The sequence below is a fragment of the Massilia litorea genome (assembly GCF_015101885.1).
Classification (GTDB): domain Bacteria; phylum Pseudomonadota; class Gammaproteobacteria; order Burkholderiales; family Burkholderiaceae_D; genus Telluria; species Telluria litorea.
Genome location: NZ_CP062941.1, coordinates 1385561 through 1407624, shown reverse-complemented (window position 1 = coordinate 1407624; position 22064 = coordinate 1385561). Strand labels below are relative to the sequence as shown.

Sequence of the window (22064 nt, the reverse complement as noted above, 5' to 3'; positions counted from 1 at the left end):
TTTGTTACCTCAGCGACGCATTAAAACTGGTACTTCGCGCCGATGGTGAAGACGTCCGGCTTTGGACCGAAGTCTTGTTTCTTGCCGTAGCGCTCGTACTCGGCGGTCAGCGCGACTTGCGGGGTCACGTTGTACTGCATGCCCAGGGCGCCGTAGCCACCGTTATCGCTGACCTTGCGGTTCAGGCCTGCGGTAGCCGATTCCATTTCGGCCTTGGTGTGGGCCACGCCCAGCTTGCCGAAGACCGAGAACTTGTCGTTCAGGGGCATGGAGGCCTTGCCGGCGACATAGGCGCCGTAGCCATCGGTCTCGGTATTAACGTTGGCACCGTTCAGGGTGTAGTTGCCGCCGGCCTTGCGGAAGTCGGTATAACCGGCTTCGACGCCGAATTTATCGGTCAGTTCGACGCCGCCGAACACTTTGCCCGAAAACTTGTAGCCGTCATTGTCGTTCATGGTCGCGCCGTTCACCTTGTATTCGCGATCGGCACCCGAGGCGCCGACGCCGACATACGGATGTGGGGTGATGGTCTGGGCCTGGGCGGCGGTCATGAGTGCGGAGCCTGCGATCAGTGCAAAGATGAGCTTTTTCATACGTAAATCCTTTTCACGTTTGTTGTCTGGCTCGCAATTCATCGTGAATCGCGATGTGTCCAAGATAGCATCATGAAAAGGGTGCACACAGTCCAAATCCAGTAAGAACTGTAAGCAAATGTAAGATAACTGACCTAAAGTTCAGTTATTTTGCGTGCGAAATGCCGCCGAATACGTGCAGATTAAACGACGTACCTGAAGGTTAGATTAATCCGTTCTCCTAGGGAACGAGCCGATTTATTGATGCCGTGGAGCCAGTGTTTCTGCAATTGCCCACTCATCAATAAAAGGCTGCCCTCCTCCAGCGCGATGCGGATGGTCTGTTTGTTGCGTTTATGCCGCAAAATAAAGGGACGGGTCGTGCCGTAGCTGAGCGAGGCGATGATGGGTTCCGGGCCCAGTTCCGGCTCGTCGTCGCTGTGCATGCCCATGCTGTCCTGGCCGTCGCGGTAGCGGTTCAGGAGCACGCTGTTAAACCGCGCGCCGCAGGCCGCCTCGACCGCCGCGCGGATCGCCAGCAGCAGTGGCGTCCACGGCAAGGGTTCCAGTTTCAGGCCCGAATAGGTATAGCTGGCCTCGCCATACCAGGCCGTCAGGCGCGGCTGGGGATGGCGCTTGCCGTAGACGACCACGCTTTCCTGGCGCCACGGCGTCTCGTCCAGCAGGCGCTGTAACACCTCGGCGTTCGGCCAGGGCAGCGGCAGCTGGCTCAGCAGCGCCAGTTGTCCGTCTTCGATGGGAATCGGCAACAGTGTGCCGGGGGTGTCGAACAGATCCATGGACTCATTGAACGATTATCATGGGCGTATCCCCAGATGGAGAATTGTCGCATGAACAAACGTGAGTTCTTCGGCGCGACCCTCGCCGCGAGCGCCCTGCCCGGCCTGGCCGGCGCGGCCGGCGCTGCGCCGGCCGGCCCGGTGCTGCTGACGATCAGCGGAGATATCCGGCGCCCGAACCGCGGCGCGCTCGATCCGGCGCTCGACCAGATGATGGCCAGGCACAAGCTCAGCTTTACGCAGGCCCATGCGCTCGACTTCACGGCGCTGGCGCGGCTGCCGGCACGCACCATCCACCCTACGCTCGAGTATGACGGCAAGGCGCATGCCCTGCACGGCCCCTCGTTGTCCGACGTGCTGGCCCTGGCCGGCGCGCCGGGGGCAAATGACACCCGCATCACCCTGCGCGCGGTCGACGGTTACGCTGCCGGTATCACCCTGCGCCAGGCGCGGGCCCAGGGTTTTATCCTGGCCACCCACCTCGACGGACGGCCGATGGCGCTCGGGGGCCTGGGACCGCTGTGGGCCGTCTACGATGCCGACCGGGTGCCGGAGATGGCGGCGCAGCCGCTGGCGGCCCGTTTCGGCGCCTGCCCCTGGGCCTTGTACCACATCGCCGTGCAGGCTTAATGCCAAACGCACGAGGCCGCAAAGCGGGCTCGTGCGTGAACAGGTAGCGGGGAACTCCGGAGCACCGGTGGCGGCACTCCCGGCAGGCATCAGGCGTAGGCTTCGGCCATGCTCATCACGCGGGTCGTGACCGTCACGCCGAGATCGCCGAACAGGCTGTTGATGGCGGCCAGGTTGGCGCTGCATTCCTCGGCCTTCCAGCCCTTGAACAGGTCGGTGCCATCCTTTTCGAAATGCAGGTCGAGCACGCGGCCGCCGTCGCGGTGGGTGTAGTTCTTCTGGTAGGTGCTTTTGAAACCGAGCTCGGCCAGCGCCGCAAGCACGCCCTGGGGCGGATTGTCGGGATCGGTTGCCAGGTAGACGCCGAAGGTTTTACCGGGCGGCTTGGCGGCGACATCGACTTCATAAATGCCCGGTGCCTTCATGGCCGCGGTACTTTTCAAAAACAACATGGTGCCTCCTACGCATCGAACCGGCCCGGGCGCGACGCGCACCAGTCACCGACATGACGGATTCAACAGCAAAGCTTATTGCCGTTTGGGAACTTTGTCGATTACTGGATGCAGATTTTTTGCTCTAGTGCATCAATAAACCAACGGCCGCCCCGCAAACGAGGGCGCCACTTGCCACCATGCCAAGCACAAAACCGATTTCGCGCTTGGCCGGGTCGCGGTAATAACCCAGCGCATACGCGATACGTCCCGCGCACCAGAGCAAGCCACCGGCCGCGGCCCAGGTGTCGCTCAAATACACAGCGCACAGCCACAGGGGGACCAGGACGATCGGCAGCTGCTCGAGCGTATTCGCCTGCACCCGCTGGGCGCTCTGGAAGGCGGCGGGCCCGTCCATCGACGGCGCCGCTACCTTGTATTTCACGCGCGCATAGCCGGCCATGACGCCGGTCCAGAAATACACCCCGAGAACGGCCAGCGTGGCCCAGGCGGTCAACAGCATCGATATTCCTCAGTGAATGTAATGAAGGGGTCAGGCCTCGCCGCGGCGCTTGCGCCCGGCCAGCGCCGTGGTGGCCTCGACCAGGGCCGCATACAGCGTGGCCGTGGGTGCATCCCAGTCCTGCAGCGCCGCCTGCTGGCGTGCCACGGTCGCCATGTCGCCGCGCGCGACCGGTCCGCTGAGCGCCGCGGGAGCGCCCAGGCGGAACACATTGGCGAGGGTTTCGCTCGCCAGCGGCTGGGCCAGTTCGCGTGCAATGTGCGGTGGCACGCCGGCGGCGGCATAGGCGCGCAGTGCGGCGTCGAGCACCGTCACCAGGTAGTTCGAGGCGAATACCGAGGCCGCGTGATAGACCGTCTTGGCGGCAGCATCGATGGCGACCAGGCGCGCACCGATCGCCTCGAAGGCGGGAGACAAGCACGCCAGCGCGTCCGCATCTCCCTCGACGCCGCACCAGGTGCCTGCAAAATGGGCAGCGACCGAATCGGGGTCGGCGAAACTGCGCACCGGGTGGATGCTGGCGACCTGCGCACCGGCCTGGCTTGCCGCTTGCAGTTCACCGGAGGCCTTGGCGCCGCTGCAGTGGAAGACGGTGGCGCCGTTCAGTAGTCCAGCTGCCGCCAGCGCCGCGCAGGTGGGCGCGATCTGGTCGTCGCCGACGGCCAGCATCCAGACCGATGCGGGACGCAATGGCGCCACCTGCGCCAGCGCGCGGCCGGCGCCAATGAACGCGACGGCATCCGCGGCACTGGCCTGCGAACGCGTCAGCACGTCCTGGACGGCGAACACGCCGTGCTCATGAAACAGGCGGCCCAGCGTGCGCCCGACATGGCCGGCGCCGACGATATTGAGCGTTGCAGGCATCAGAATCCGGCGCCCGGCTGGCTCAGGTACTGCAATTCGTCGGCGCTCGAGGCCCGTCCGAGGATCGGATTGCGGTGTGGGAAGCGGCCGAAGCGCGCGATCACGCCGCGGTGGCGGTGCGCGTAGTCGAGCATCTCCGTAAACCCCTCGTGTTCGCCCGCCAGGCGGGCGAACAGGTCGACCGCGCACTGCTGCATGCGCGCGTCTTCCGCGTGCTCGTAGGGCATGTAGGCAAAGGCGCGCTGGAAGGGCGCCAATGCGCGGTCGCCGCCGCTTTCGACCAGGGATTGGGCGGCGGCGAGCGCCAGCGTGTCACCGGCAAACGATTCCGGCGTCTCGCGATACGCATTGCGGGTGAACTGGTCGAGTACCAGGATGCGCGCCAGCGTGCCTTGCGCGCCCTGTTCGAGGTCCCATTCGCGCAGGCCGCCGGCGATCGCCTGGGCGATCAGGCTGCCGAAGCGTTCGCGGATCTGCGTGTCGAAGGCCGGATCCTTGCGGAACCATTCGGGCCGCGCCTTGCCATGGCCGGGATCGCCGGCAGGCAGGAACCAGAAATCGAGAACGTCTTGAGCATTCATCCGTATTACCCCAGTCTTGTTTTCATTTTATTTAATTACGTGCGTGCGAGAGCTGAAAACCTTCGACGCCTTCGGAGGCCGCCAGTTCGGCGGCCAGTTCGGTGAGCGTGGCACGGTTGTGGCGCGACATCGCGATCGCGACGAAACGCCACTCCTGGCGTCCGTTGTTGCTGGAGATCGTCAGCGAGCTGTTGGCGATCTGGTAGCCGCGTTCGAGGGCCGCTTCGCGCAATGCGTCCTCGCGCGGCAGGAAGGCTTCGCGAAAACGCAGCGTCACCGCCACCGCGCGCCGCGACGGCAGAAACGCTTCCACGCGCGTCAGGTAGATCATGATCATGGCCGAGAAGAAGGCTAGTCCCATCGCGGACAAATAAAAGCCGACGCCGACCAGGATACCGATCACCGACGAACTCCAGATCGAGGCGGCGGTCGTCAAGCCGCTGATATTGAAACCCTCGCGCATGATGACGCCGGCGCCGAGAAAACCGATGCCGGTTACCACGCCCTGCATCACGCGGGTCGGGTCGACCGTGCCGATCGCCCCCATCTGGCCGCCGAACCACATCTCCGGATAGCCGCTGATGATGGTCAGCGCGCACGAGGCCATGCACACCAGGCCATAGGTGCGCATGCCGGCCGCGCGTCCGTGATAGGAGCGTTCGTAGCCGACCAGCAGGCCGAGAAAAAGCGCCCCGGCCAGGTGCAGCAGGATCACCGCATTGGTGGCGATCTCGTTCGGCGACCAGTAGGGCAGCAGGTATTGGGCGTTCGTCATGGCGCGCTTGTCGGGACCACGGGACGCCTCACGGTTTTTTCTTGACCAGCTGCTTCTCGAACGCGATGTCGTTCTTGGTCATGCGCTTGACTTCCTGCGGCCCGAGGCCGTTCACGAAACGGACGAAGTCGTCCAGTTCGAGCGGCTCGCACAGCGGGGGAGAGCCCGGCATCTCGGACAAATAAAAGCCGCCGCTGGCGGTGCGGGCCATCGAATAGCCGGTGTGGCCGGTGCGGCGTTTTAAACGCTCGATGGCGGAACTGGCGCGGGTGGAGCGGGCGGAGACCATCAGATCGCCTCCGTGCGCAGTTCGAGCCATTCGCGCGCGCTGCCCGCCACATGCGGCAGCAGGCGCTCGCGCACCTGCACATGGTAGTCGTTCAGCCAGGCTTTCTCGTGCGGCTGCAGCAGCGACAAGTCGAGGCAGCGCGTGTCGATCGGGCACAGGGTCAGCGTCTCGAAGCGCAGGAATTCTCCGAACTCGCCCGCATTTCCTTCCTCCTTCGCGGGGACGTTCAGCACCAGGTTCTCGATGCGGATACCCCAGCGTCCCGGTTTATAGATGCCCGGCTCGATCGAGGTGATCATGCCCGGCTCCATCGCCGTGTGCGGGTCGGGCGCTGCCGATGGGGAGATGACCTGCGGGCCTTCGTGCACGTTCATGAAATACCCGACGCCGTGGCCGGTGCCGTGGCCGTAGTCGACGCCCGCCGCCCAGATCGGGGCGCGTGCGATGGCGTCGAGCATCGGACCTTTGGTCCCGCGCGGGAAACAGGCGCTCGACAAGGCCATCATCCCCTTCAGCACCAGGGTAAAGTCGCGCCGGTGGGCGTCGGTGATGTTCCCGACCGGGACCACGCGCGTAATATCCGTGGTGCCGCCCAGGTACTGGCCGCCCGAATCGATCAAGAGCAGGCCATCGCCTTCGATCACGGCGTGGGAAGCCTGCGAGGCGCGATAGTGCATGATTGCGCCGTTGGCATTGAAGCCGGCGATCGTGCCGAAACTCGGGCTGACAAAACCCGGGCGGCGCGCACGCGCGGCCGTGATCCGTTCGTCGATCGTCAGTTCGGTCAGCGGCGCGCGCTGCGGGTCGGCCAGGGTCGCTTCCAGCCAGGCGAAGAATTCGCACAGGGCCGCGCCGTCCTGCTCCATGGTCGCGCGCACGTTGGCGGCTTCGCTTTCCGTCTTGCGCGATTTGGCGAAGGTGGTCGGGTTGATCGCCTCGACCACGTTGACGCCGCCGGCCACGGCTTCACGCATGCCGGCCGTGATACGTCTCGGGTCGACCAGCAGTGTGGAACCCGCCGGCAGGGCCGACAAGGCTGCGGCGGCCTGCGCATACGGCGCCAGGCGCACGCCGTCTTCCAGCAGCCGTGCCCGCAGTTCAGGCGCTGCCTTATTTTCGGCGACAAACAGCGTCGCGCCGTCCTGTTCGATCAGCGCGTGGGCGACGAACACCGGATTGAAAGGGACGTCGGCGCCGCGCAGGTTGAGCAGGTAGGCGATGTCGTCGAGCGTCGACATGAAATGGCGCTCGGCGCCCAGTTGCGCCATCGCCGCGCGGGTCGCGGCCAGTTTGTCGGCGCGCGCTAAGGTCGCGTGCGGCGCCGCGTGTTCGTACAGCGCTTCGGTCGGCAGTCCCGGGCGCTCGCTCCAGATCTGGTCGAGCAGGTCGATGTCGGTGCGCAGTTTGACGTCGCGCGCTTGCAAGGCGTCCTTCAACAGGCGCGCCACGGCCAGGCCGAGTACGCGCGCGTCGACCGCCACCGTCTGGCCGGGCTGCATGGTCTTTGCCAACCAGTCGATGTGCAGCAGGCTGGCGCCCGACGGAATCTTCATCAGCGCGATCCCGCTGCCGGCCAGCTCGGTCTCGGCCTGGGTCCAGTAGCGGCCATCGGTCCAGACGCCGGCGAAATCGGCGGTCGCGATCAAGGTGCCGACCGAACCCGTAAAACCGGACAGCCATTCGCGGCCCTGCCAGCGGCGCGGCAGGTATTCGGACAGGTGGGGATCGCTCGACGGGACGATATACGCATCGATGCCGTGGCGGGCCATCGCGGCGCGCAGCAGTTTTACACGCGCCGCAGGGGAAGAGGTATGCGTTGGAGTAGACATGCCTCCTATCATACCTCCAACCATAGGAGATGGCGCAGGCAATCGTGGCCGTGCATCCTACGCCTGGAAGGCGCGCAGTCCCTCGAGATCGAGCACCCGGATCCCGCCGTAATCGAGCCGTACCACCCCCGCCTTCTCGAGCAGCTGCAAGGCGACGTTGACGCGTTGGCGCGAGGCGCCCGACAGGTAGCCGATCTCTTCCTGCGAGAGCTGCACCAGCGGTTCCACGCCCGGATACAGGTGGGCGTTGAACATCGCCGCCAGGCAGCGCGCGACGCGCGTATCGACGTCGAGCATGCGGTCGGTCTCGACCTGGCCGATGAACTGGCCCAGGCGCTCGTTGAGCTGCATGAGCAAGAACCGGTTGAACGGCAGGCTGATCTCGAGCAGCCACTCGAAGGTGGCGCGCGGCATGCGGGCAACGCGGGTGTCGCGCAGCGCCATGACGTCGTATTTCCTGAATTCGTCCTTCAGCAAGGATCCCTCGCCGAACCAGCCGCCGGCGGTCACCCCGGTAAACGTCACGCTTTTTCCGGACGGCGAAAAATTATTGATCTTAACGAGGCCGTCGATGATGCCGACCCAGTTTTCCAGCGCTTCTCCCTTGCGGCAGACAAAACCGCCTTTCGGGACGAACTGCTCGAAACAGTCGGCCTCGACCCGCGCCATTTCGACAGGCGTCAGCACGCGTCCCCAGATCGTGGCGCGCAGGTGTTCCAGCAGGGTCTGTGTCGGCATTTTCATTGTGCAACGCGTCATCGAAAGTCGGCCAATTGTCATTCAGATGACAACTTATTAAACGAACGCCAAGTACTATCTTCACATAAAAATTTCGCCGGCCAAAGATTTCGTGCGGAACCACACCAGGAGACAGCGATGGAGACATCGGAGAGCGTGCCCTTGCAGACTTTCCCGCGGCGCCTGCTCGCCCACGGGCAACAGCGCGGCGCACGCCCGGCGTTTCGCGAGAAATACCTGGGCATCTGGCAGGAATGGTCCTGGCTGCAGGTCAATGCCGAGGTGAGATCTCTCGCCTGCGGGCTGGCCGCGCTCGGTTTCGAACGCGGCATGAACCTGGCCATCATCGGCGACAATCGGCCGCGCCTGTACTGGGCGATGTTGGCGGCCCAGTGCCTGGGCGGCGTGCCGGTCCCGCTCTACCAGGATGCGCCGGCGGCCGACATGGCGCATGTGCTGAACGACGCCGATATCGAGTTCGCTGTGGTCGAAGACCAGGAGCAGGTCGATAAACTGCTCGAACTGCAGGCCCTGTGCCCGCGCGTGCGCCGCATCGTGTTCGAGGACGAACGCGGCATGCGCCATTATCGGCACGCCGGCCTGCTGTCGTTTGCCGCCCTCCAGGAAATGGGACGCGCCTGGGATGCGGCCCACCCCGGCGCCTTCGACGCCGCGGTTCAAAGCGGCCAAGGCAGCGACACCGCCATCATCCTCTACACCTCGGGCACCACCGGCAAGCCGAAGGGCGTGATGCAGTCGCACGCGGCCCTGATCGCGGCGGGCGAAGGCGGGGTCGGCTTCGACAAGCTGACCGAACGCGAGGACATCCTTTCCTACCTGCCGATGGCCTGGGTCGGCGATTGCCTGTTTTCGCTGGCGCAGGCGATGGTCGCCGGTTTTACGGTGAACTGCCCGGAGTCGAGCGACACGGTGCTGACCGACCTGCGTGAAATCGGCCCGACCTATTATTTTGCCCCACCTCGCGTGTTCGAGAACATGCTCACCACCGTCATGATCCGGATGGAAGACGCGGGCGCCATCAAACGCCGCATGTTCGACTATTTCATGGCCGTGGCGCGCCGCAGCGGCGCCGCCATCCTGGACGGCAAGCCGGTCGGCGCCCTGGAACGGCTTAACTATGCGCTGGGCCGGCTGTTCGTCTACGAGCCGCTGAAAAACGTGCTGGGCCTGTCGCGCGTGCGCATCGCCTACACCGCGGGCGCGGCCATCGGTCCCGACCTGTTCCGTTTCTATCGCTCGATCGGGATCAATTTAAAGCAGCTGTATGGCTCGACCGAAACCTGCGCCTATGTCTGCCTGCAGCCGGACGGGAACATCAAGTTCGACAGCGTCGGTATTCCCGCGCCCGGGGTCGAGGTGCGCCTCGCCGAGAACGGCGAAGTACTGGTAAAAGGCGTGTCGAACATGGATGGCTATTTTAAAAGGCCGGACGCGACGGCCGAAGTGATCGACAGCGACGGTTATTTTCACACCGGGGACGCCGGCATGTTCGACAGCGATGGGCATCTGAAAATCATCGACCGCGCGGCCGATGTCGGCAGGATGAACGGCGGCGCCATCTTCGCGCCCAACTACATCGAAAATAAACTGAAGTTCTTCCCGTTCATCAAGGAGGCGGTCGCCTTCGGCAATGGGCGCGACCAGGTCTGTGCTTTCCTGAATATCGACATGGAAGCGGTCGGCAACTGGGCCGAGCGGCGCAACCTCGCCTATTCCGGCTACACGGATCTGGCGGCCAATCCGCAGGTGCTGGAACTGATGCGCGACTGCGTACAGAAAGTGAATGCCGATCTCGCGAATGAAGCGCTGATGGGACAAACGCAGATCCACCGTTTTTTAGTGTTGCACAAGGAACTCGATCCGGACGACGACGAGCTGACCCGCACGCGCAAGGTGAGGAGAAAATTCGTCGCCCAAAAATACGCCGTGCTGATCGAGGCGCTGTACACGGGCAAGACTTCGCAGTTCATCAGCACGCAGGTCAAATTCGAGGACGGGCGCAGCGGTGTCGTCAGCGCCGAGCTGCGCATCGTCGATGCCGCTACCTATCCCGTGCTGCAGGAGGCGGCGTGATGGAAATGACCCAGCCCCCAGGCCAGCCGGGCACCGAGCGCCGGATCGGCGACGTGATCCTCGACCTGAAAAACATTTCGCTCTCCTTCGGCGGGGTGAAAGCGCTGACCGACATTTCCTTCGACGTGAAGCAACACGAGATCCGCGCCATTATCGGGCCGAACGGCGCCGGCAAAAGCTCGATGCTGAACGTGATCAACGGCGTGTACCGCCCGCAGCAGGGAGAAATCGTGCTGCGCGGCGTGCACCGCACGAACATGGACTGCTACGGCGCGGCGAAAGCGGGCATCGCCCGCACTTTTCAAAATATCGCGCTCTTTAAAGGGATGACGGTGCTGGACAACATCATGACCGGCCGGAACCTCAAAATGAAAACGAATTTTTTGCAGCAGGCGTTTTACCTGGGCGCGGCCAGAAGGGAAGAAATCGCGCACCGCGAACAGGCCGAGGCGATCATCGATTTCCTCGAGATCCAGGCGATCCGCAAGACGCCGGTGGGGCGCCTGCCCTACGGCCTGCAAAAGCGGGTCGAACTTGGGCGCGCGCTGGCGGCCGAACCCGAGATCCTGCTGCTGGACGAACCGATGGCCGGCATGAACGTCGAGGAAAAGCAGGACATGTGCCGCTTCATCCTCGACGTGAACGACCAGTTCGGCACGACCATCGTCCTGATCGAGCACGACATGGGCGTGGTGATGGACATCTCCGACCGCGTCGTCGTGCTCGACTACGGCAAGAAGATCGGCGACGGCACCCCGGACGAGGTGCGGACCAATGAGAACGTGATCAAGGCCTACCTCGGCCAGGCGCACGAAGGGAGCGCGGCATGAGCTTTTTCATCGAAGTGCTGCTCGGCGGCCTGCTGTCGGGGGTGATGTACGCGCTGGTCGCCATCGGCTTTGTCCTGATCTATAAAGCCTCGGGCGTCTTCAATTTCGCGCAAGGCGCCATGGTCTTCTTCGCGGCGCTGACCTGCGTCGGCATGGTCGACAAATTCGGCGTCTCGCTCTGGCTCGCCATTCCCTTGACGATCCTGGTGATGATCGCGCTGGCGCTGGCCATCGAACGGGTCGTGCTGCGGCCCCTGGTGAACCAGCCGGAAATCACGCTGTTCATGGCCACGATCGGCCTGGCGTTTTTTATCGAGGGCCTGGCCCAGCTGCTCTGGGGTTCGCAGGTCCGTAAACTCGAGCTGCCGATCGAGGACGTGCCAAACGAATACCTGATGGAGCATTTCAATATCCTGGTATCGCAGTTCGACATGACGGCGGCCGTGGTGTGCGCGGTGCTGGTGGTCGCCCTGGCGCTGCTGTTCACGAAAACGCGGGTCGGGCGCGCCCTGCGCGCGGTGGCAGACGACCACCAGGCGGCGCTGGCCGTCGGCATTCCGCTGCAGAGAATCTGGGTCGTCGTCTGGTCGGTCGCGGGACTGGTGGCGCTCGTCGCCGGCCTGCTCTGGGGCGCGCGCAATGGCGTGCAGTTCGCATTGACCTTCATCGCCCTGAAAGCGCTGCCGGTGCTGATCCTGGGCGGGTTCACTTCGGTACCGGGTGCGATCGTCGGTGGCCTGATCATCGGCGCCAGCGAAAAGCTGGCCGAAGTCTATATCGGGCCGATGGTGGGCGGCGGCATCGAAGGCTGGTTCCCGTATGTGCTGGCCTTGCTGTTCCTGCTGGTGCGCCCCGAAGGGCTGTTCGGCGAAAAAATCATCCGGAGAATTTAAACCATGCTCTATCGCGAAGCCGGACAGTTCAAAACGAGCTATGTCGCCGACGGCCAGATCCTGCCGATCCGCCAGGACCGCGTCGCCCTGTGCGCGCTGCTGGCGGTCGCCCTGGCGGCGGTGCCGCTGCTGGCCTCCCCTTACCTGCTCTCCGCCATCCTGATTCCGTTCCTGATTTTTGCGCTGGCCGCGCTCGGCTTGAACATGTTGACGGGCTACGCCGGCCAGCTGTCGTTGGGCACCGCCGCCTTCATGGCGGTCGGCGCCTATGCCTCGTTCAATTTCGTGGCGCGCATTCCCGGCATGCCGCTGCTGCTCGCTTTTATCCTGGGCGGCCTGTGCGCTGCCCTGGTCGGCATCGCCTTCGGCCTGCCCTCGCTGCGCATCCGCGGCTTTTATCTGGCGGCGGCGACCCTCGCCACCCAGTTCTTTGTCATCTGGTGCCTGACCAAGATCCCGTACCTGACCAACTACAGTTCATCGGGCGTGGTGACGGTGCAGACGATGCAGATCTTCGGCTACCGCTTCGTGTCGCCGCAAGCGAAATACCTGCTGGTGCTGGGAATCGTTTCCCTGATGGCGCTGCTGGCCAAGAACATGATCCGCTCGAACGTGGGACGCTCGTGGATGGCGATCCGCGACATGGACATGGCGGCCGAAGTGATCGGTTTCCGGCCGCTGCGCACCAAGCTGCTCGCGTTTGCCGTCAGCTCGTTTTATTGCGGCGTGGCCGGCGCCCTGTACGCGTTTGCCTATCTCGGCACGGTGGAACCGGAAGCCTACAGCCTGGACCTGTCGTTCCGGATCCTGTTCATGGTGATCATCGGCGGCGTCGGTTCCATTCTCGGTTCCTTCCTCGGCGCCGCTTTTATTGTCCTGCTGCCGATTTTCCTGAACATGCTGGCGCACGCGCTGGGACTGGCGACGAATTACGCCTCGAACCTCGAGCTGATGGTGTTCGGCGGATTGATCATCTTCTTCCTGATCGTCGAACCGCATGGGCTGGCGCGCCTGTGGCAGATCGGCAAAGAGAAATTACGCTTGTGGCCCTTCCCGCATTGAGTTGGTTTTTATCCGCTATTCAAACGTCGTTAATAAAGAGGAGACACCCATGAAACTCATGAAATCGATCGTGTTCGCCGCAGCCCTGATGGGCGCGGGCGGCCAGGTGCTGGCGGCCGACCAGTTCGTCGCCCTGCCCTCGTATCGCGTCGGCCCTTACGGTGCCGGCGGTTCCGGCTTCTACGGCGGCATGATCGACTATTTTAATTTGGTCAATGCGAACGGCGGCATCAACGGCGTCAAGATGACCTGGGAAGAGTGCGAGACCGAATACAACGCCTCGCGCGGCGTCGAGTGCTACGAGCGCATGAAAACGAAGAACGGCGGCGCCACCCTGGTCGACCCGCTCTCGACCGGCATCGCCTACGGCATCGTCGACCGCGTCGCGACCGATAAAATCCCGATGACCATGCTCGGCTACGGCCGCTCGGACGCGGCCAACGGCAAAGTTTTTCCGTACGTGTTCCCCTTGATCACCAGCTACTGGAACCAGGCCGCCGCGATGATCAAGTACCTGGCCGACAAGAACGGCGGCTATCCCAAGCTGAAAGGCAAAAAGATCGTCTACCTGTACCACGACTCGGCTTTCGGCAAGGAAGCGATGCCGGTGCTCGATGCCCAGGCTGCGCAATACGGGTTCGAGTTGATCAAAATTGCGGTGGCGCCGCCGGGCAGCGAGCAGCAATCGCAATGGCTGCAGATCCGCCAGGCGAAACCGGACCATGTGATCCTGTGGGGCTGGGGCGTGATGAATTCGGTGGCGATCAAAACCGCACAGAGGAACGGCTTCCCGCGCGAGAAAATCCTCGGCGTCTGGTGGGCCGGTTCGGAAGAAGACACGATCCCGTCGGGCGAAGCGGCCAAGGGCTATACCTCGATGACGTTTAATACGCCGGGCAATTACCCGCTGATCGACGAGATCCGCAAGAAAGTCTACGCCGCCGGCAAGGGCAACCTGGCCGACCAGGGCCGCATCGGCTCCGTCTATCACATGCGCGGCGTGACCCTGGGCGTGCTCTGGGTCGAGGCGATCCGCACCGCGCAGGAGAAATTCGGCAAGGGTAAAACCATGACCGGCGAGCAGGTGCGCTGGGGCCTGGAAAACCTGAACGTCGATGCGGCACGCCAGAAAGCCCTCGGCGCCTTCGGCATGTTCCCGACCGTGAAGACCAGCTGCGAGGACCACGAGGGTTCCGGGGCTGTGAAAGTCCAGCAGTGGGATGGCAAGAAGTGGGTCGCGATCACGCCGAACTGGGTGGTCGGCGACAAGGCGTTGACCCGCAAACTGCTGGAAGAGTCGTCGCTGGCCTATGCCAAGGAAAAGAACATCACGCCTGCCTGCATGCAGTAATCGATGAACCGCCCCCGCCGCCTGGCGGGGGCGTTTTCGGAAAAAATAACCATGACCAGCACCAGCGCGCCCTACCTGTCCGTCAACAACATCGAAGTCATTTACGACCACGTGATCCTGGTTTTGAAGGGGGTGTCGCTGCAGGTCCCGAAGGGGAAGATCGTGGCCCTGCTGGGCGCGAACGGCGCCGGCAAGTCGACCACCCTGAAAACCATCTCGACCCTGCTGCGCGGCGAGCGCGGCGACGTCACCAAGGGAGAGGTGCGCTTCCAGGGCGAGCGCATCGACCAATTGACGCCGAACGAGTTAGTCAGGCGCGGCCTGTCGCAGGTGATGGAGGGACGTCACTGCTTCGGCCACCTCACGATCGAAGAAAATTTACTGACGGGCGCCTATACCCGGAACATCGGGCGCGGCGAACTGAAAGCCGCGCTCGAATCGGTGTACCACTATTTTCCGCGTTTGAAAGAAAGACGGAGCAGCCAGGCCGGGTATACCTCGGGCGGCGAGCAGCAGATGTGCGCGATCGGGCGCGCCTTGATGGCGAACCCCTCGATGATCCTGCTCGACGAACCGTCGATGGGCATCGCGCCGCAGATCGTCGACGAGATCTTCGGCATCGTGAAAGATTTAAATGAAAAGGAAGGCGTCTCCTTCCTGCTGGCCGAGCAGAACACCAACGTCGCCCTGCGCTACGCCGATTTCGGCTACATCCTCGAGAACGGGCGCGTGGTGATGGAAGGCGCGGCGCAGGACCTGGCCAACAACGAGGACGTCAAGGAATTTTATCTGGGCGTGTCCGGCGCCGGCCGTAAAAGTTTCAGGGACATGAAGTTTTACCGACGCCGCAAACGCTGGCTGGCCTGAATCCAGCCTCCCTCTCACGGAGAGCACCATGACGAGCAACCCTCTCGATGCGCTGGAAACGCGCGCGCCCGAAGAACGCGAACGTGCGCTGCTGGCGCGCCTGCCAGGCCTGATCGCGCGCGCGCAACAGGCCCCGGGCTGGGCCAGGATCCTGGACGGCGTCGACCCCGGCGCCATCACCAGCCGCGCGGCGCTGGCGGCGCTGCCGGTGACGCGCAAATCCGATTTAAAGGCGCTGCAGGAGGAGAGGCCGCCTTTCGGTGGCCTGGCCGCGACGCCGACGGCCGAACTGGCGCACGTGTTCATGTCGCCCGGCCCGATCTTCGACCCCGAAGGGCGCGGCCAGGACTGGTGGCGCTTCGCGCGGCCCCTGTTTGCGGCCGGCGTGCGCGCCGGCGGGCTGCTGCAGAACTGTTTCAGTTACCACTTCACGCCGGCCGCCTTCATGGTCGAAAGCGGCGCTTCCCGCATCGGCTGCAGCGTGATCCCGGCCGGTACCGGACAGACCGAAATGCAGGTGCAGGCGATGGCGGCATTGCGCCCGGATACCTATGTCGGCACCCCCTCGTTTTTGCGCATCATCATCGAAAAGGCGCGCGAAACCGGCGCCGACATCGGCAGCGTGCGGCACGCTCTGCTCGGCGCCGAGGCGCTGCCGGAGTCCCTGCGCAGCTGGTTCCGCGAACAGGGCGTGCCGCACGTGTTCCAGACCTATGCCTCGGCCGACATCGGCAGCATCGCCTATGAAACCGCCACCGACGGCGTGCTCGATCCGGGCATGGTGCTCGACGAAGAGGTGCTGCTGGAAATCGTGCGGCCCGGCAGCGGCGAGCCGGTGGCGCCCGGCGACATCGGCGAAGTCGTCGTCACCCTGTTCAATCCCGACTATCCGCTGATCCGTTTCGCCACCGGCGATTTGTCGGCACTGCTGGTGGAAGAGAGGCGCGGCGTACGCACCAACAGCCGCATCCGCGGCTGGCTCGGCCGCGCGGACCAGACCACCAAGGTCCGTGCCATGTTCGTGCACGCCTCGCAGGTGCAGAATATCGTGCGCCGCCATCCCGCCATTCTGAAGGCGCGGCTGGTGGTGTCGGGGCAGATGGCCAACGATGTGATGACGCTGCAGTGCGAAGTGGAGAGGCGGCCCGATCCCGCGCTGGCCGCGGCCATCGGCGCCTCGATACGCGAAGTCACCAAGCTGCGCGGCGAAGTTGCCTTTGTTGCGCCGGGCGCGCTGCCGGAGGACGGCAAGCTGATCGAGGATGCGCGCGACTACAGCTAGGCGGCCGTGCCTGTTTCGCCCTCGGGGATGGGCAAGGAAACCATCATGGCAAGGAAGACAAGGAGGGCAGGAACGGACCCCTGCCAAATGTCCGCCCGTCATCGGAAATATTCGCGATAATTGGCGCATTGCCCCCTTACCGTCAATACTCATGCAAGATTTTCATGTTACACGCGCCCAAGCCCTGCTTGAACATGCGCAAGAGATCGTTACCCCGAGCCAGGTGCAGGCTGCGGTCGGCCAGGTGGCCGACGTGCTCAACGAGCGTTTTAAAGCGCCAGGTGCCGGCTTCCCGCTGGTGCTGGGGGTAATGGGCGGCGCCGTCGTGTTCACGGGCACCCTGCTGCCCCAGCTCGACTTCCCGCTCGAATTCGACTACATCCACGTCAGCCGCTACGGCGACGACGACCGCGGCGGACAAGTGGTGTGGAAAGTGATCCCGCGCCAGAACGTGGCCGGACGCACGATCGTCGTGCTCGACGACATCCTGGACGAAGGAGAGACGCTGGCGCACGTCAAACAGCGCCTGCTCGACATGGGCGCGGCCGAGGTCATCATCGCCGTGTTCGCGGACAAGGACATCGGACGCAATAAACCGATCGTGGCCGATATTGTCGGCCTGACGCTGCCGAACGCCTTCGTGGTCGGTTTCGGCATGGACGTCTACGGTTACTGGCGCAACCTGCCCGGGCTGTGGGCCATTTCGCCACAGGATTTGAAACCGGCGGAGCCGGAGCTGGAGTATCCGGTGCCGGATGCGAAAGCGTCCTGAACCGACATCATCCGCAAAAAAAGGCCTCCTGCATGGAGGCCTTTTGTTTTTTGAACGTGTCCCGTCCAGCGATCAGCGCAGCGCCAGGCGCGCGCGCGCCGCGTTGTATTCGCGTGTCAGCCGCTCAACCATCTCGGCCACCGTCGGCACGTCGTTCATCAGGCCGACGCCTTGTCCGGCGCCCCAGATGTCGCGCCAGGCTTTCGCTTTCGAGCTGCCGTCGCCAAAGCTCATCTTGCTCTTGTCCGATTCCGGCAGCGCGTCTGGATCGAGCCCGGCATTGACGATCGATTTTTTCAGGTAATTGCCGTGCACGCCAGTGAACAAATTCGTGTACACCACGTCGGCCGCGCTCGATTCGACGATGGCGTCGCGGTAGTCGTCGCTGACGTTCGATTCCTTGGTTGCCAGCCAGCGCGAGCCGATATACGCGAAATCGGCGCCCATCGCCTGCGCCGCCAGGATGGCGTCGCCGGTGGCGATCGAGCCGGACAGGGCCAGGGGGCCGTCGAAGAATTTACGCACTTCTCCCACCAGCGCGAACGGCGACAGCGCGCCCGCATGGCCGCCGGCGCCGGCCGCGACCAGGATCAGGCCGTCGACACCGGCTTCGAGCGCCTTCTGCGCATGGCGGATCGAGACCACGTCATGCAGCACGATGCCGCCATAGCTGTGTACGGCATCGAGCATCTCTTTCGGCGGCGCGCGCAGGGACGAGATGATGATCGGCACCTGGTGTTTGACACAGACTTCGACATCGTGCTCGAGGCGGGCGTTGGAGGCGTGGACGATCTGGTTGACGGCGATCGGGCCGACTTTACGATCCGGATGGGCGGCCTGGTAGTCGGCCAGCTCTTTCTGTAAATCGGTCAGCCAGGTGTCGAGCAGCTCGGCCGGACGGGCGTTCAGGGCCGGGAAGGAACCGACGATCCCCGCCTTGCACTGCGCCGCGACCAGGGCGGGACCGCTGGCGATGAACATCGGCGAGGCGATGACGGGTAAGGAGAGGTTTTGCAGTACGGTTGGCAGCGTCATGGGCAACTTTCGGCGTGGTGTAATGGAGCGTGACTGACTGATTATAGGGTCTATCGGGGAATAAAAGCACGATCGTGCTAGATCGGCGGCTCTAAATCAGGCGTCGACCAGGAAATTGCCATCGATGCGGGCGGCTTGCGCGCGCAGCAGGGAGGAAATGGCCCAGTTGGCCAGCCTCAGGTAGGGCTCGAATGACGTGGCAGGCAAGCGTTCGTTGAACGCGTGGGCGGGGGACCCGCCCACCCTGCCGCTCTGCGCAAGCGCCGCAGGGCGGGCAGCGTCGCTGCCCACGCGTTCAAGCAGCGTCTGATCAGCCGCGAGGGAGGCAAGATCCATCTGCCGCAGCGCACTCCCGACCATCGGAATCGACGCCAGCAGCCCCGGCAGGTCCGCCAGCGCCACCCGCTGCCGCTCGAGCAGCAGGAATTTGACGAGCACCTTGATCGCATTCTCGGCATTGCGCTGCGGCGCGCTCGATAAATAATCGAGCCGAGACCAGGCGCGTTGCAGTGCGCCGGCCACATCCGCAAACATGCGGCCATGGCCGGGAATGACGATGCGCGCGTCGAGCGTGGCGATCAGGTCCAGCGTCGCGCGGGTTTCATTAAATCCCGGTTCGCCTGCCAGTTCCGGAAAAATCACCCCGAAGCCGTTTTCCCACAGCGCGTCGCCCGCGATCAGGATCCCCTCCTGCGCGCAGAACAGTAATAATGCATGCGGATCGTGGCCGGGCGCGCCCAGCACTTCCCAGTCCATATCGCCCAGTTCCAGGCTTTGCCCCGGCGCCAGCAGCGCGTCGAACGTAAACCGCGCGCATTGCTGTCCGGTGGCCCGGAAACTCAGCGCATCCTCGTCCCAGGCGGCGACTTTGACGCCTTCGGCGGCGGGAATCGCCGTGTGGCAGCCATACGCCGCCTGCAGCGCGGCATTGCCGCCGCAGTGATCGGAATGCAGATGGGTGTTCAACAGGCGGTGCAAGGGCCGCCCGCCCAGCGCATGGCGTACCAGCGCCAGCGTCTGCGGCGCGTGGGTCACATAGCCGCTATCGACCAGCGCCGTCTCTTCGCCGATAAACAACACATTGTTCGACGACAGCCAGCCGCGCTCGAAGACGCGCATCGTGGCAGGCAGGGAACGGGTCATGCGCCGAAATCCAGGTCTGCTTCGCGGCGCCGGATCTCCATCCAGACTGCGCGTTTGACCTCGTCGCTGGCGCTGCCCCAGGCAACGATCTCATCGATCGTGCGCAGGCAGCCTCGGCACAGGCCGCTCTGCCCGTCCATCTCGCACAGGCTGATGCAGGGGGAGGGAACCGGGGTCTGCAGTTCGGGAGACGAGAGCGGGCTCATACGATTGCAGTCCTCCGCTTTTTCGCGACGCGTCCATTAAAACGGTCCCGATCGATGACGCAACGCTCGTGCGTGCCTTCGCAGATACGCTCCTGCTCGTCCCAGGCCTGCACTTTAAAACGTACGCGCGGGCCGTCGACTTGAATGACTTCGCCTTCGATGCGCAGGGTCATGCCGGGCGGCGTCGGCGCCAGATGTTGAAAATTGACCATGGTCCCCAAGCTCTGTTCACGTGGCCAGTCGAGGAAGGGCAGCATGCCGTGGACGCAGGCCAGTTCCATCATGCCGACCATGTAGCCGGTGGCGAGCACGTCCGGCATGTCGAGACAGAACGGGGTGTCGTGATACAGCTGCGGGACGGTCGCGCGCGGCGACACCGTGTACTGCCATGCGAAGCGCAGGCCGGGTTGTAATTCTGGACTCATGGAGAAATAGAGTACCCGATTCAATCGAATTGCGCTTGACCTCAAGCTTCAGTCGCGTAGACTTGGCACCTGATTTCACCATCCATGTGGATGGTATCCAGATGGTTTGTAAGGAGGGTGTAAGGCATGCGCGGTGAACTGATGACGACGAATGAAGCGAAACCGAAGCTGGTCGACTCGGAAAAGATCACGATCAACCTCGGCATGATCGACCTGGGCCAGATCGACTTGCTGGTGAGTGAAGGCTTTTACAGCAACCGGACCGACCTGATCCGCACAGCCATTCGCAACCAATTGAATACCCATGCGGACGTGGTCCGGCAAACCGTGGCGCGCCGCAGTCTCGTGCTCGGGATGCACCACTATTCGCGCGCCGACCTGGAAGCGGCGCAACAGGCCGGTATCCGGCTGCAGATCCAGGTGCTCGGCATGGCCAGCATCGCCAGCGACGTCACGGTCGAACTGGCCCTGGCCACCATTGAATCGATTTCGGTCCTGGGAGCACTGCATGCAAGCAGCGCCATCAAGGCCGCATTGGCAGAGCGCATACTTTAAAGCGCATACAAGGAAAGCCAAATGAAACTCATGAATAATAAATTGCTCACGCAAATGCGTGCCGCCACCCGTAACCTGATCAAGAAGCCCCAGATCGATACCAATAAGGTGATCCAGGACGCGCTGAAAAACGCCTCGGCCATGACCCAGGCGGCCCAGGCGCAGATGCAGGGACTGTCGCAGGCGAACGGCATGGCCCACTTGCGCACCCCGTCCGACGTGCCGGACATGCTCGCCGAACTGAGCCGCACCTTCGGCGGGGGCGCCGCCGCCGCCAACGAACCGGCAGAAGCCTTGCCCGGCACCTTCAGCGAAGGCAGTTTCACGAATGCCGCCGGCACCCGCAGTTATAAACTGTACGTGCCGAGCAGTTACACGGACACCGCGGACAAGCCGGCCTCGCTCGTCGTGATGCTGCACGGCTGCACCCAGGATCCGGACGACTTCGCCCTCGGCACGCAAATGAACGCGCTGGCCGAAGAAACCGGTTGCCTGGTCGTCTATCCGGCGCAATCGCGCCAGGCCAATTCCTCGCGCTGCTGGAACTGGTTCAACGACGTCGACCAGAAGCGCGACCAGGGCGAACCCTCGATCATCGCCGGCATCACCCGCGAGATCATGAACAAATACCGCATCGACCCGGCCCAGGTGTACGTGGCCGGCCTGTCCGCCGGCGGCGCCATGGCCACCATCATGGGCACCTTGTACCCCGACCTGTACGCAGCCGTCGGCGTGCACTCCGGCCTGCCCTTCGCCTCGGCCAAGGATTTGCCGTCGGCCCTGGCCGCGATGCAAGGTCAACTCCAGCGCCAGCGCGCCGACGGCAAGCGGCCGCCGCGCGCGATCCCGATCATCGTCTTCCACGGCGACCAGGACCATACCGTGCACCCGACCAATGGCGACGAGCTCATGGTGCACGCGCGCGACGCCGCTGCCGGCATGGCGGTCGAGCCGGGCCAGGTACCGGACGGCCACGCCTTTACCCGCACCATGCACAAGCGCGCCGACGGCAAGGTCCACGGCGAACACTGGGTCATCCACGGCGCCGGCCATGCCTGGTCGGGCGGCAGCGCCCGCGGCAGCTATACCGACGGCAAGGGGCCGGACGCCAGCCGCGAAATGATGCGTTTCTTCAGTACCCACCGTTGAGACTGACGGCATGGCATGCCGGCCGCTTCATGCGGCCCGGCGCCGGCGTATGATTCAAAGGTCGGCTCGACAGGCAGATGATGCGCCTGCACGCACCGCACGCGACCGGTGCGCCTCAATCGGCGGCCGGGAACTTTTCGGAGGCCGGTCGCGCCGTCTCGGCGATGTGCGCACGCAGGCAGGCCGGGCACCAGCAGCCGGCGTCGATGCCGGGTACCGGCACCACCGGCGGCAGCGTCGTGCACCAGCAGGGCGCATCACCCCCATCGGCCATGGCGCAGCCGAAGGCGGCGCCGCAACGGGTACAGTCGCTCATGGCGCAGCCTTGCGACAGGAATTATTCGTCATGTGTAATATCGTAGAAGCAT

26 protein-coding genes are annotated in these 22064 nt (G+C 63.9%); 11 read left to right on the top strand and 15 right to left on the bottom strand.

What is annotated here, in order from left to right; all coding sequences use genetic code 11:
* Positions 1-20 precede the first annotated feature (20 nt).
* A complete protein-coding gene (locus LPB04_RS06285) occupies positions 21-593 on the bottom strand; it encodes a porin family protein (protein ID WP_193687875.1) in 573 nt (190 codons plus the stop codon).
* Between the two features lie 182 nt (positions 594-775).
* A complete protein-coding gene (locus LPB04_RS06280) occupies positions 776-1372 on the bottom strand; it encodes an alpha-ketoglutarate-dependent dioxygenase AlkB family protein (RefSeq protein WP_193687874.1) in 597 nt (198 codons plus the stop codon).
* A gap of 51 nt (positions 1373-1423) precedes the next feature.
* On the opposite strand from LPB04_RS06280, the gene LPB04_RS06275 reads away from it, so the two are divergent.
* Positions 1424-2002 (top strand): molybdopterin-dependent oxidoreductase, encoded by a 579-nt coding sequence (locus LPB04_RS06275; protein ID WP_193687873.1) that lies wholly within the window; start codon positions 1424-1426, stop codon positions 2000-2002.
* A gap of 89 nt (positions 2003-2091) precedes the next feature.
* On the opposite strand, the gene LPB04_RS06270 is transcribed toward LPB04_RS06275, so the two are convergent.
* The 8 genes from LPB04_RS06270 to LPB04_RS06235 form a co-directional block, all read right to left on the bottom strand.
* On the bottom strand, positions 2092-2454 hold the full coding sequence (locus LPB04_RS06270) for a hypothetical protein (protein ID WP_193687872.1): 363 nt from the start codon (positions 2452-2454) through the stop codon (positions 2092-2094).
* 124 nt (positions 2455-2578) lie between these two features.
* A complete protein-coding gene (locus tag LPB04_RS06265; RefSeq protein WP_193687871.1) occupies positions 2579-2956 on the bottom strand; it encodes an MAPEG family protein in 378 nt (125 codons plus the stop codon).
* Positions 2957-2986: 30 nt separating this feature from the next.
* Positions 2987-3820 (bottom strand): Rossmann-like and DUF2520 domain-containing protein, encoded by an 834-nt coding sequence (locus LPB04_RS06260; RefSeq protein WP_193687870.1) that lies wholly within the window; start codon positions 3818-3820, stop codon positions 2987-2989.
* On the bottom strand, positions 3820-4401 hold the full coding sequence (locus LPB04_RS06255; RefSeq protein ID WP_193687869.1) for a DUF924 family protein: 582 nt from the start codon (positions 4399-4401) through the stop codon (positions 3820-3822). The genes LPB04_RS06260 and LPB04_RS06255 overlap by 1 nt, the downstream gene beginning before the upstream one ends.
* A gap of 31 nt (positions 4402-4432) precedes the next feature.
* On the bottom strand, positions 4433-5176 hold the full coding sequence (locus tag LPB04_RS06250) for an MgtC/SapB family protein (protein WP_193687868.1): 744 nt from the start codon (positions 5174-5176) through the stop codon (positions 4433-4435).
* 28 nt (positions 5177-5204) lie between these two features.
* The gene (locus tag LPB04_RS06245; protein WP_193687867.1) at positions 5205-5465 is read right to left on the bottom strand and encodes a hypothetical protein; all 261 of its coding nucleotides are present in this window, start codon (positions 5463-5465) and stop codon (positions 5205-5207) included.
* Positions 5465-7294 carry an aminopeptidase P family protein gene (locus LPB04_RS06240; RefSeq protein ID WP_193687866.1) on the bottom strand — a complete coding sequence of 610 codons (1830 nt, stop codon included), beginning with the start codon at positions 7292-7294 and terminating at the stop codon, positions 5465-5467. The genes LPB04_RS06245 and LPB04_RS06240 overlap by 1 nt, the downstream gene beginning before the upstream one ends.
* 57 nt (positions 7295-7351) lie before the next feature.
* Positions 7352-8038: a Crp/Fnr family transcriptional regulator gene (locus tag LPB04_RS06235; protein WP_407943882.1), complete on the bottom strand. Its 687-nt coding sequence runs from the start codon at positions 8036-8038 to the stop codon at positions 7352-7354.
* A 132-nt stretch (positions 8039-8170) separates the two neighbouring features.
* Between LPB04_RS06235 and LPB04_RS06230 the strand changes: the two genes are divergently transcribed.
* From LPB04_RS06230 to LPB04_RS06195, 8 genes are all read left to right on the top strand, one after another.
* Entirely contained in the window at positions 8171-10126 is a 1956-nt protein-coding gene (locus LPB04_RS06230) for an AMP-dependent synthetase/ligase (protein ID WP_193687865.1), read from the top strand.
* Complete coding sequence (locus LPB04_RS06225; protein ID WP_193687864.1) at positions 10126-10956, top strand: ABC transporter ATP-binding protein; 831 nt, start codon at positions 10126-10128, stop codon at positions 10954-10956. Before LPB04_RS06230 ends, LPB04_RS06225 begins: the two co-directional genes overlap by 1 nt.
* A complete protein-coding gene (locus LPB04_RS06220; protein WP_193687863.1) occupies positions 10953-11849 on the top strand; it encodes a branched-chain amino acid ABC transporter permease in 897 nt (298 codons plus the stop codon). The genes LPB04_RS06225 and LPB04_RS06220 overlap by 4 nt, the downstream gene beginning before the upstream one ends.
* Before the next feature lie 3 nt (positions 11850-11852).
* Positions 11853-12911 (top strand): branched-chain amino acid ABC transporter permease, encoded by a 1059-nt coding sequence (locus tag LPB04_RS06215; protein WP_193687862.1) that lies wholly within the window; start codon positions 11853-11855, stop codon positions 12909-12911.
* Positions 12912-12960: 49 nt separating this feature from the next.
* Positions 12961-14262 carry an ABC transporter substrate-binding protein gene (locus LPB04_RS06210; protein WP_193687861.1) on the top strand — a complete coding sequence of 434 codons (1302 nt, stop codon included), beginning with the start codon at positions 12961-12963 and terminating at the stop codon, positions 14260-14262.
* A 51-nt stretch (positions 14263-14313) separates the two neighbouring features.
* Positions 14314-15129 (top strand): ABC transporter ATP-binding protein, encoded by an 816-nt coding sequence (locus LPB04_RS06205; RefSeq protein ID WP_193687860.1) that lies wholly within the window; start codon positions 14314-14316, stop codon positions 15127-15129.
* Positions 15130-15157: 28 nt separating this feature from the next.
* Complete coding sequence (locus LPB04_RS06200) at positions 15158-16411, top strand: phenylacetate--CoA ligase family protein (RefSeq protein ID WP_193687859.1); 1254 nt, start codon at positions 15158-15160, stop codon at positions 16409-16411.
* A gap of 151 nt (positions 16412-16562) precedes the next feature.
* The gene (locus tag LPB04_RS06195) at positions 16563-17183 is read left to right on the top strand and encodes a hypoxanthine-guanine phosphoribosyltransferase (RefSeq protein ID WP_193687858.1); all 621 of its coding nucleotides are present in this window, start codon (positions 16563-16565) and stop codon (positions 17181-17183) included.
* 72 nt (positions 17184-17255) lie between these two features.
* Here the strand turns inward: LPB04_RS06195 and LPB04_RS06190 are convergent, their stop codons facing one another.
* The 4 genes from LPB04_RS06190 to LPB04_RS06175 form a co-directional block, all read right to left on the bottom strand.
* On the bottom strand, positions 17256-18218 hold the full coding sequence (locus tag LPB04_RS06190; protein WP_193687857.1) for an NAD(P)H-dependent flavin oxidoreductase: 963 nt from the start codon (positions 18216-18218) through the stop codon (positions 17256-17258).
* A gap of 96 nt (positions 18219-18314) precedes the next feature.
* Positions 18315-19361, bottom strand: a complete 1047-nt coding sequence (locus LPB04_RS06185) for an MBL fold metallo-hydrolase (RefSeq protein WP_193687856.1) — start codon at positions 19359-19361, stop codon at positions 18315-18317.
* On the bottom strand, positions 19358-19567 hold the full coding sequence (locus LPB04_RS06180; protein ID WP_193687855.1) for a DUF1289 domain-containing protein: 210 nt from the start codon (positions 19565-19567) through the stop codon (positions 19358-19360). Before LPB04_RS06180 ends, LPB04_RS06185 begins: the two co-directional genes overlap by 4 nt.
* Positions 19564-19992, bottom strand: a complete 429-nt coding sequence (locus LPB04_RS06175; protein WP_193687854.1) for a thioesterase family protein — start codon at positions 19990-19992, stop codon at positions 19564-19566. The genes LPB04_RS06180 and LPB04_RS06175 overlap by 4 nt, the downstream gene beginning before the upstream one ends.
* Positions 19993-20118: 126 nt before the next feature.
* On the opposite strand from LPB04_RS06175, the gene LPB04_RS06170 reads away from it, so the two are divergent.
* Positions 20119-20547, top strand: coding sequence for a CopG family transcriptional regulator (locus LPB04_RS06170; protein WP_407943881.1), 429 nt, complete (start codon positions 20119-20121; stop codon positions 20545-20547).
* Positions 20548-20568: 21 nt separating this feature from the next.
* The gene (locus tag LPB04_RS06165) at positions 20569-21696 is read left to right on the top strand and encodes an extracellular catalytic domain type 1 short-chain-length polyhydroxyalkanoate depolymerase (RefSeq protein ID WP_193687853.1); all 1128 of its coding nucleotides are present in this window, start codon (positions 20569-20571) and stop codon (positions 21694-21696) included.
* 115 nt (positions 21697-21811) lie between these two features.
* Here the strand turns inward: LPB04_RS06165 and LPB04_RS06160 are convergent, their stop codons facing one another.
* The gene (locus LPB04_RS06160) at positions 21812-22012 is read right to left on the bottom strand and encodes a cysteine-rich CWC family protein (RefSeq protein WP_193687852.1); all 201 of its coding nucleotides are present in this window, start codon (positions 22010-22012) and stop codon (positions 21812-21814) included.
* Between the last annotated feature and the right edge of the window lie 52 nt (positions 22013-22064).

Bases quoted from the DNA above. Each gene is read 5' to 3' on its own strand.
- LPB04_RS06160 (WP_193687852.1), bottom strand. From the start codon at position 22,012: ATGAGCGACTGTACCCGTTGCGGCGCCGCCTTCGGCTGCGCCATGGCC.
- LPB04_RS06285 (WP_193687875.1), bottom strand. From the start codon at position 593: ATGAAAAAGCTCATCTTTGCACTGATCGCAGGCTCCGCACTCATGACC.
- LPB04_RS06260 (WP_193687870.1), bottom strand. From the start codon at position 3,820: ATGCCTGCAACGCTCAATATCGTCGGCGCCGGCCATGTCGGGCGCACG.
- LPB04_RS06195 (WP_193687858.1), top strand. From the start codon at position 16,563: ATGCAAGATTTTCATGTTACACGCGCCCAAGCCCTGCTTGAACATGCG.
- LPB04_RS06240 (WP_193687866.1), bottom strand. From the start codon at position 7,294: ATGTCTACTCCAACGCATACCTCTTCCCCTGCGGCGCGTGTAAAACTG.
- LPB04_RS06250 (WP_193687868.1), bottom strand. From the start codon at position 5,176: ATGACGAACGCCCAATACCTGCTGCCCTACTGGTCGCCGAACGAGATC.
- LPB04_RS06280 (WP_193687874.1), bottom strand. From the start codon at position 1,372: ATGGATCTGTTCGACACCCCCGGCACACTGTTGCCGATTCCCATCGAA.
- LPB04_RS06245 (WP_193687867.1), bottom strand. From the start codon at position 5,465: ATGGTCTCCGCCCGCTCCACCCGCGCCAGTTCCGCCATCGAGCGTTTA.
- LPB04_RS06185 (WP_193687856.1), bottom strand. From the start codon at position 19,361: ATGACCCGTTCCCTGCCTGCCACGATGCGCGTCTTCGAGCGCGGCTGG.
- LPB04_RS06220 (WP_193687863.1), top strand. From the start codon at position 10,953: ATGAGCTTTTTCATCGAAGTGCTGCTCGGCGGCCTGCTGTCGGGGGTG.
- LPB04_RS06175 (WP_193687854.1), bottom strand. From the start codon at position 19,992: ATGAGTCCAGAATTACAACCCGGCCTGCGCTTCGCATGGCAGTACACG.
- LPB04_RS06265 (WP_193687871.1), bottom strand. From the start codon at position 2,956: ATGCTGTTGACCGCCTGGGCCACGCTGGCCGTTCTCGGGGTGTATTTC.
- LPB04_RS06190 (WP_193687857.1), bottom strand. From the start codon at position 18,218: ATGACGCTGCCAACCGTACTGCAAAACCTCTCCTTACCCGTCATCGCC.
- LPB04_RS06235 (WP_407943882.1), bottom strand. From the start codon at position 8,038: ATGAAAATGCCGACACAGACCCTGCTGGAACACCTGCGCGCCACGATC.
- LPB04_RS06200 (WP_193687859.1), top strand. From the start codon at position 15,158: ATGACGAGCAACCCTCTCGATGCGCTGGAAACGCGCGCGCCCGAAGAA.
- LPB04_RS06165 (WP_193687853.1), top strand. From the start codon at position 20,569: ATGAAACTCATGAATAATAAATTGCTCACGCAAATGCGTGCCGCCACC.
- LPB04_RS06270 (WP_193687872.1), bottom strand. From the start codon at position 2,454: ATGTTGTTTTTGAAAAGTACCGCGGCCATGAAGGCACCGGGCATTTAT.
- LPB04_RS06215 (WP_193687862.1), top strand. From the start codon at position 11,853: ATGCTCTATCGCGAAGCCGGACAGTTCAAAACGAGCTATGTCGCCGAC.
- LPB04_RS06255 (WP_193687869.1), bottom strand. From the start codon at position 4,401: ATGAATGCTCAAGACGTTCTCGATTTCTGGTTCCTGCCTGCCGGCGAT.
- LPB04_RS06230 (WP_193687865.1), top strand. From the start codon at position 8,171: ATGGAGACATCGGAGAGCGTGCCCTTGCAGACTTTCCCGCGGCGCCTG.
- LPB04_RS06210 (WP_193687861.1), top strand. From the start codon at position 12,961: ATGAAACTCATGAAATCGATCGTGTTCGCCGCAGCCCTGATGGGCGCG.
- LPB04_RS06275 (WP_193687873.1), top strand. From the start codon at position 1,424: ATGAACAAACGTGAGTTCTTCGGCGCGACCCTCGCCGCGAGCGCCCTG.
- LPB04_RS06225 (WP_193687864.1), top strand. From the start codon at position 10,126: ATGGAAATGACCCAGCCCCCAGGCCAGCCGGGCACCGAGCGCCGGATC.
- LPB04_RS06205 (WP_193687860.1), top strand. From the start codon at position 14,314: ATGACCAGCACCAGCGCGCCCTACCTGTCCGTCAACAACATCGAAGTC.
- LPB04_RS06170 (WP_407943881.1), top strand. From the start codon at position 20,119: ATGCGCGGTGAACTGATGACGACGAATGAAGCGAAACCGAAGCTGGTC.
- LPB04_RS06180 (WP_193687855.1), bottom strand. From the start codon at position 19,567: ATGAGCCCGCTCTCGTCTCCCGAACTGCAGACCCCGGTTCCCTCCCCC.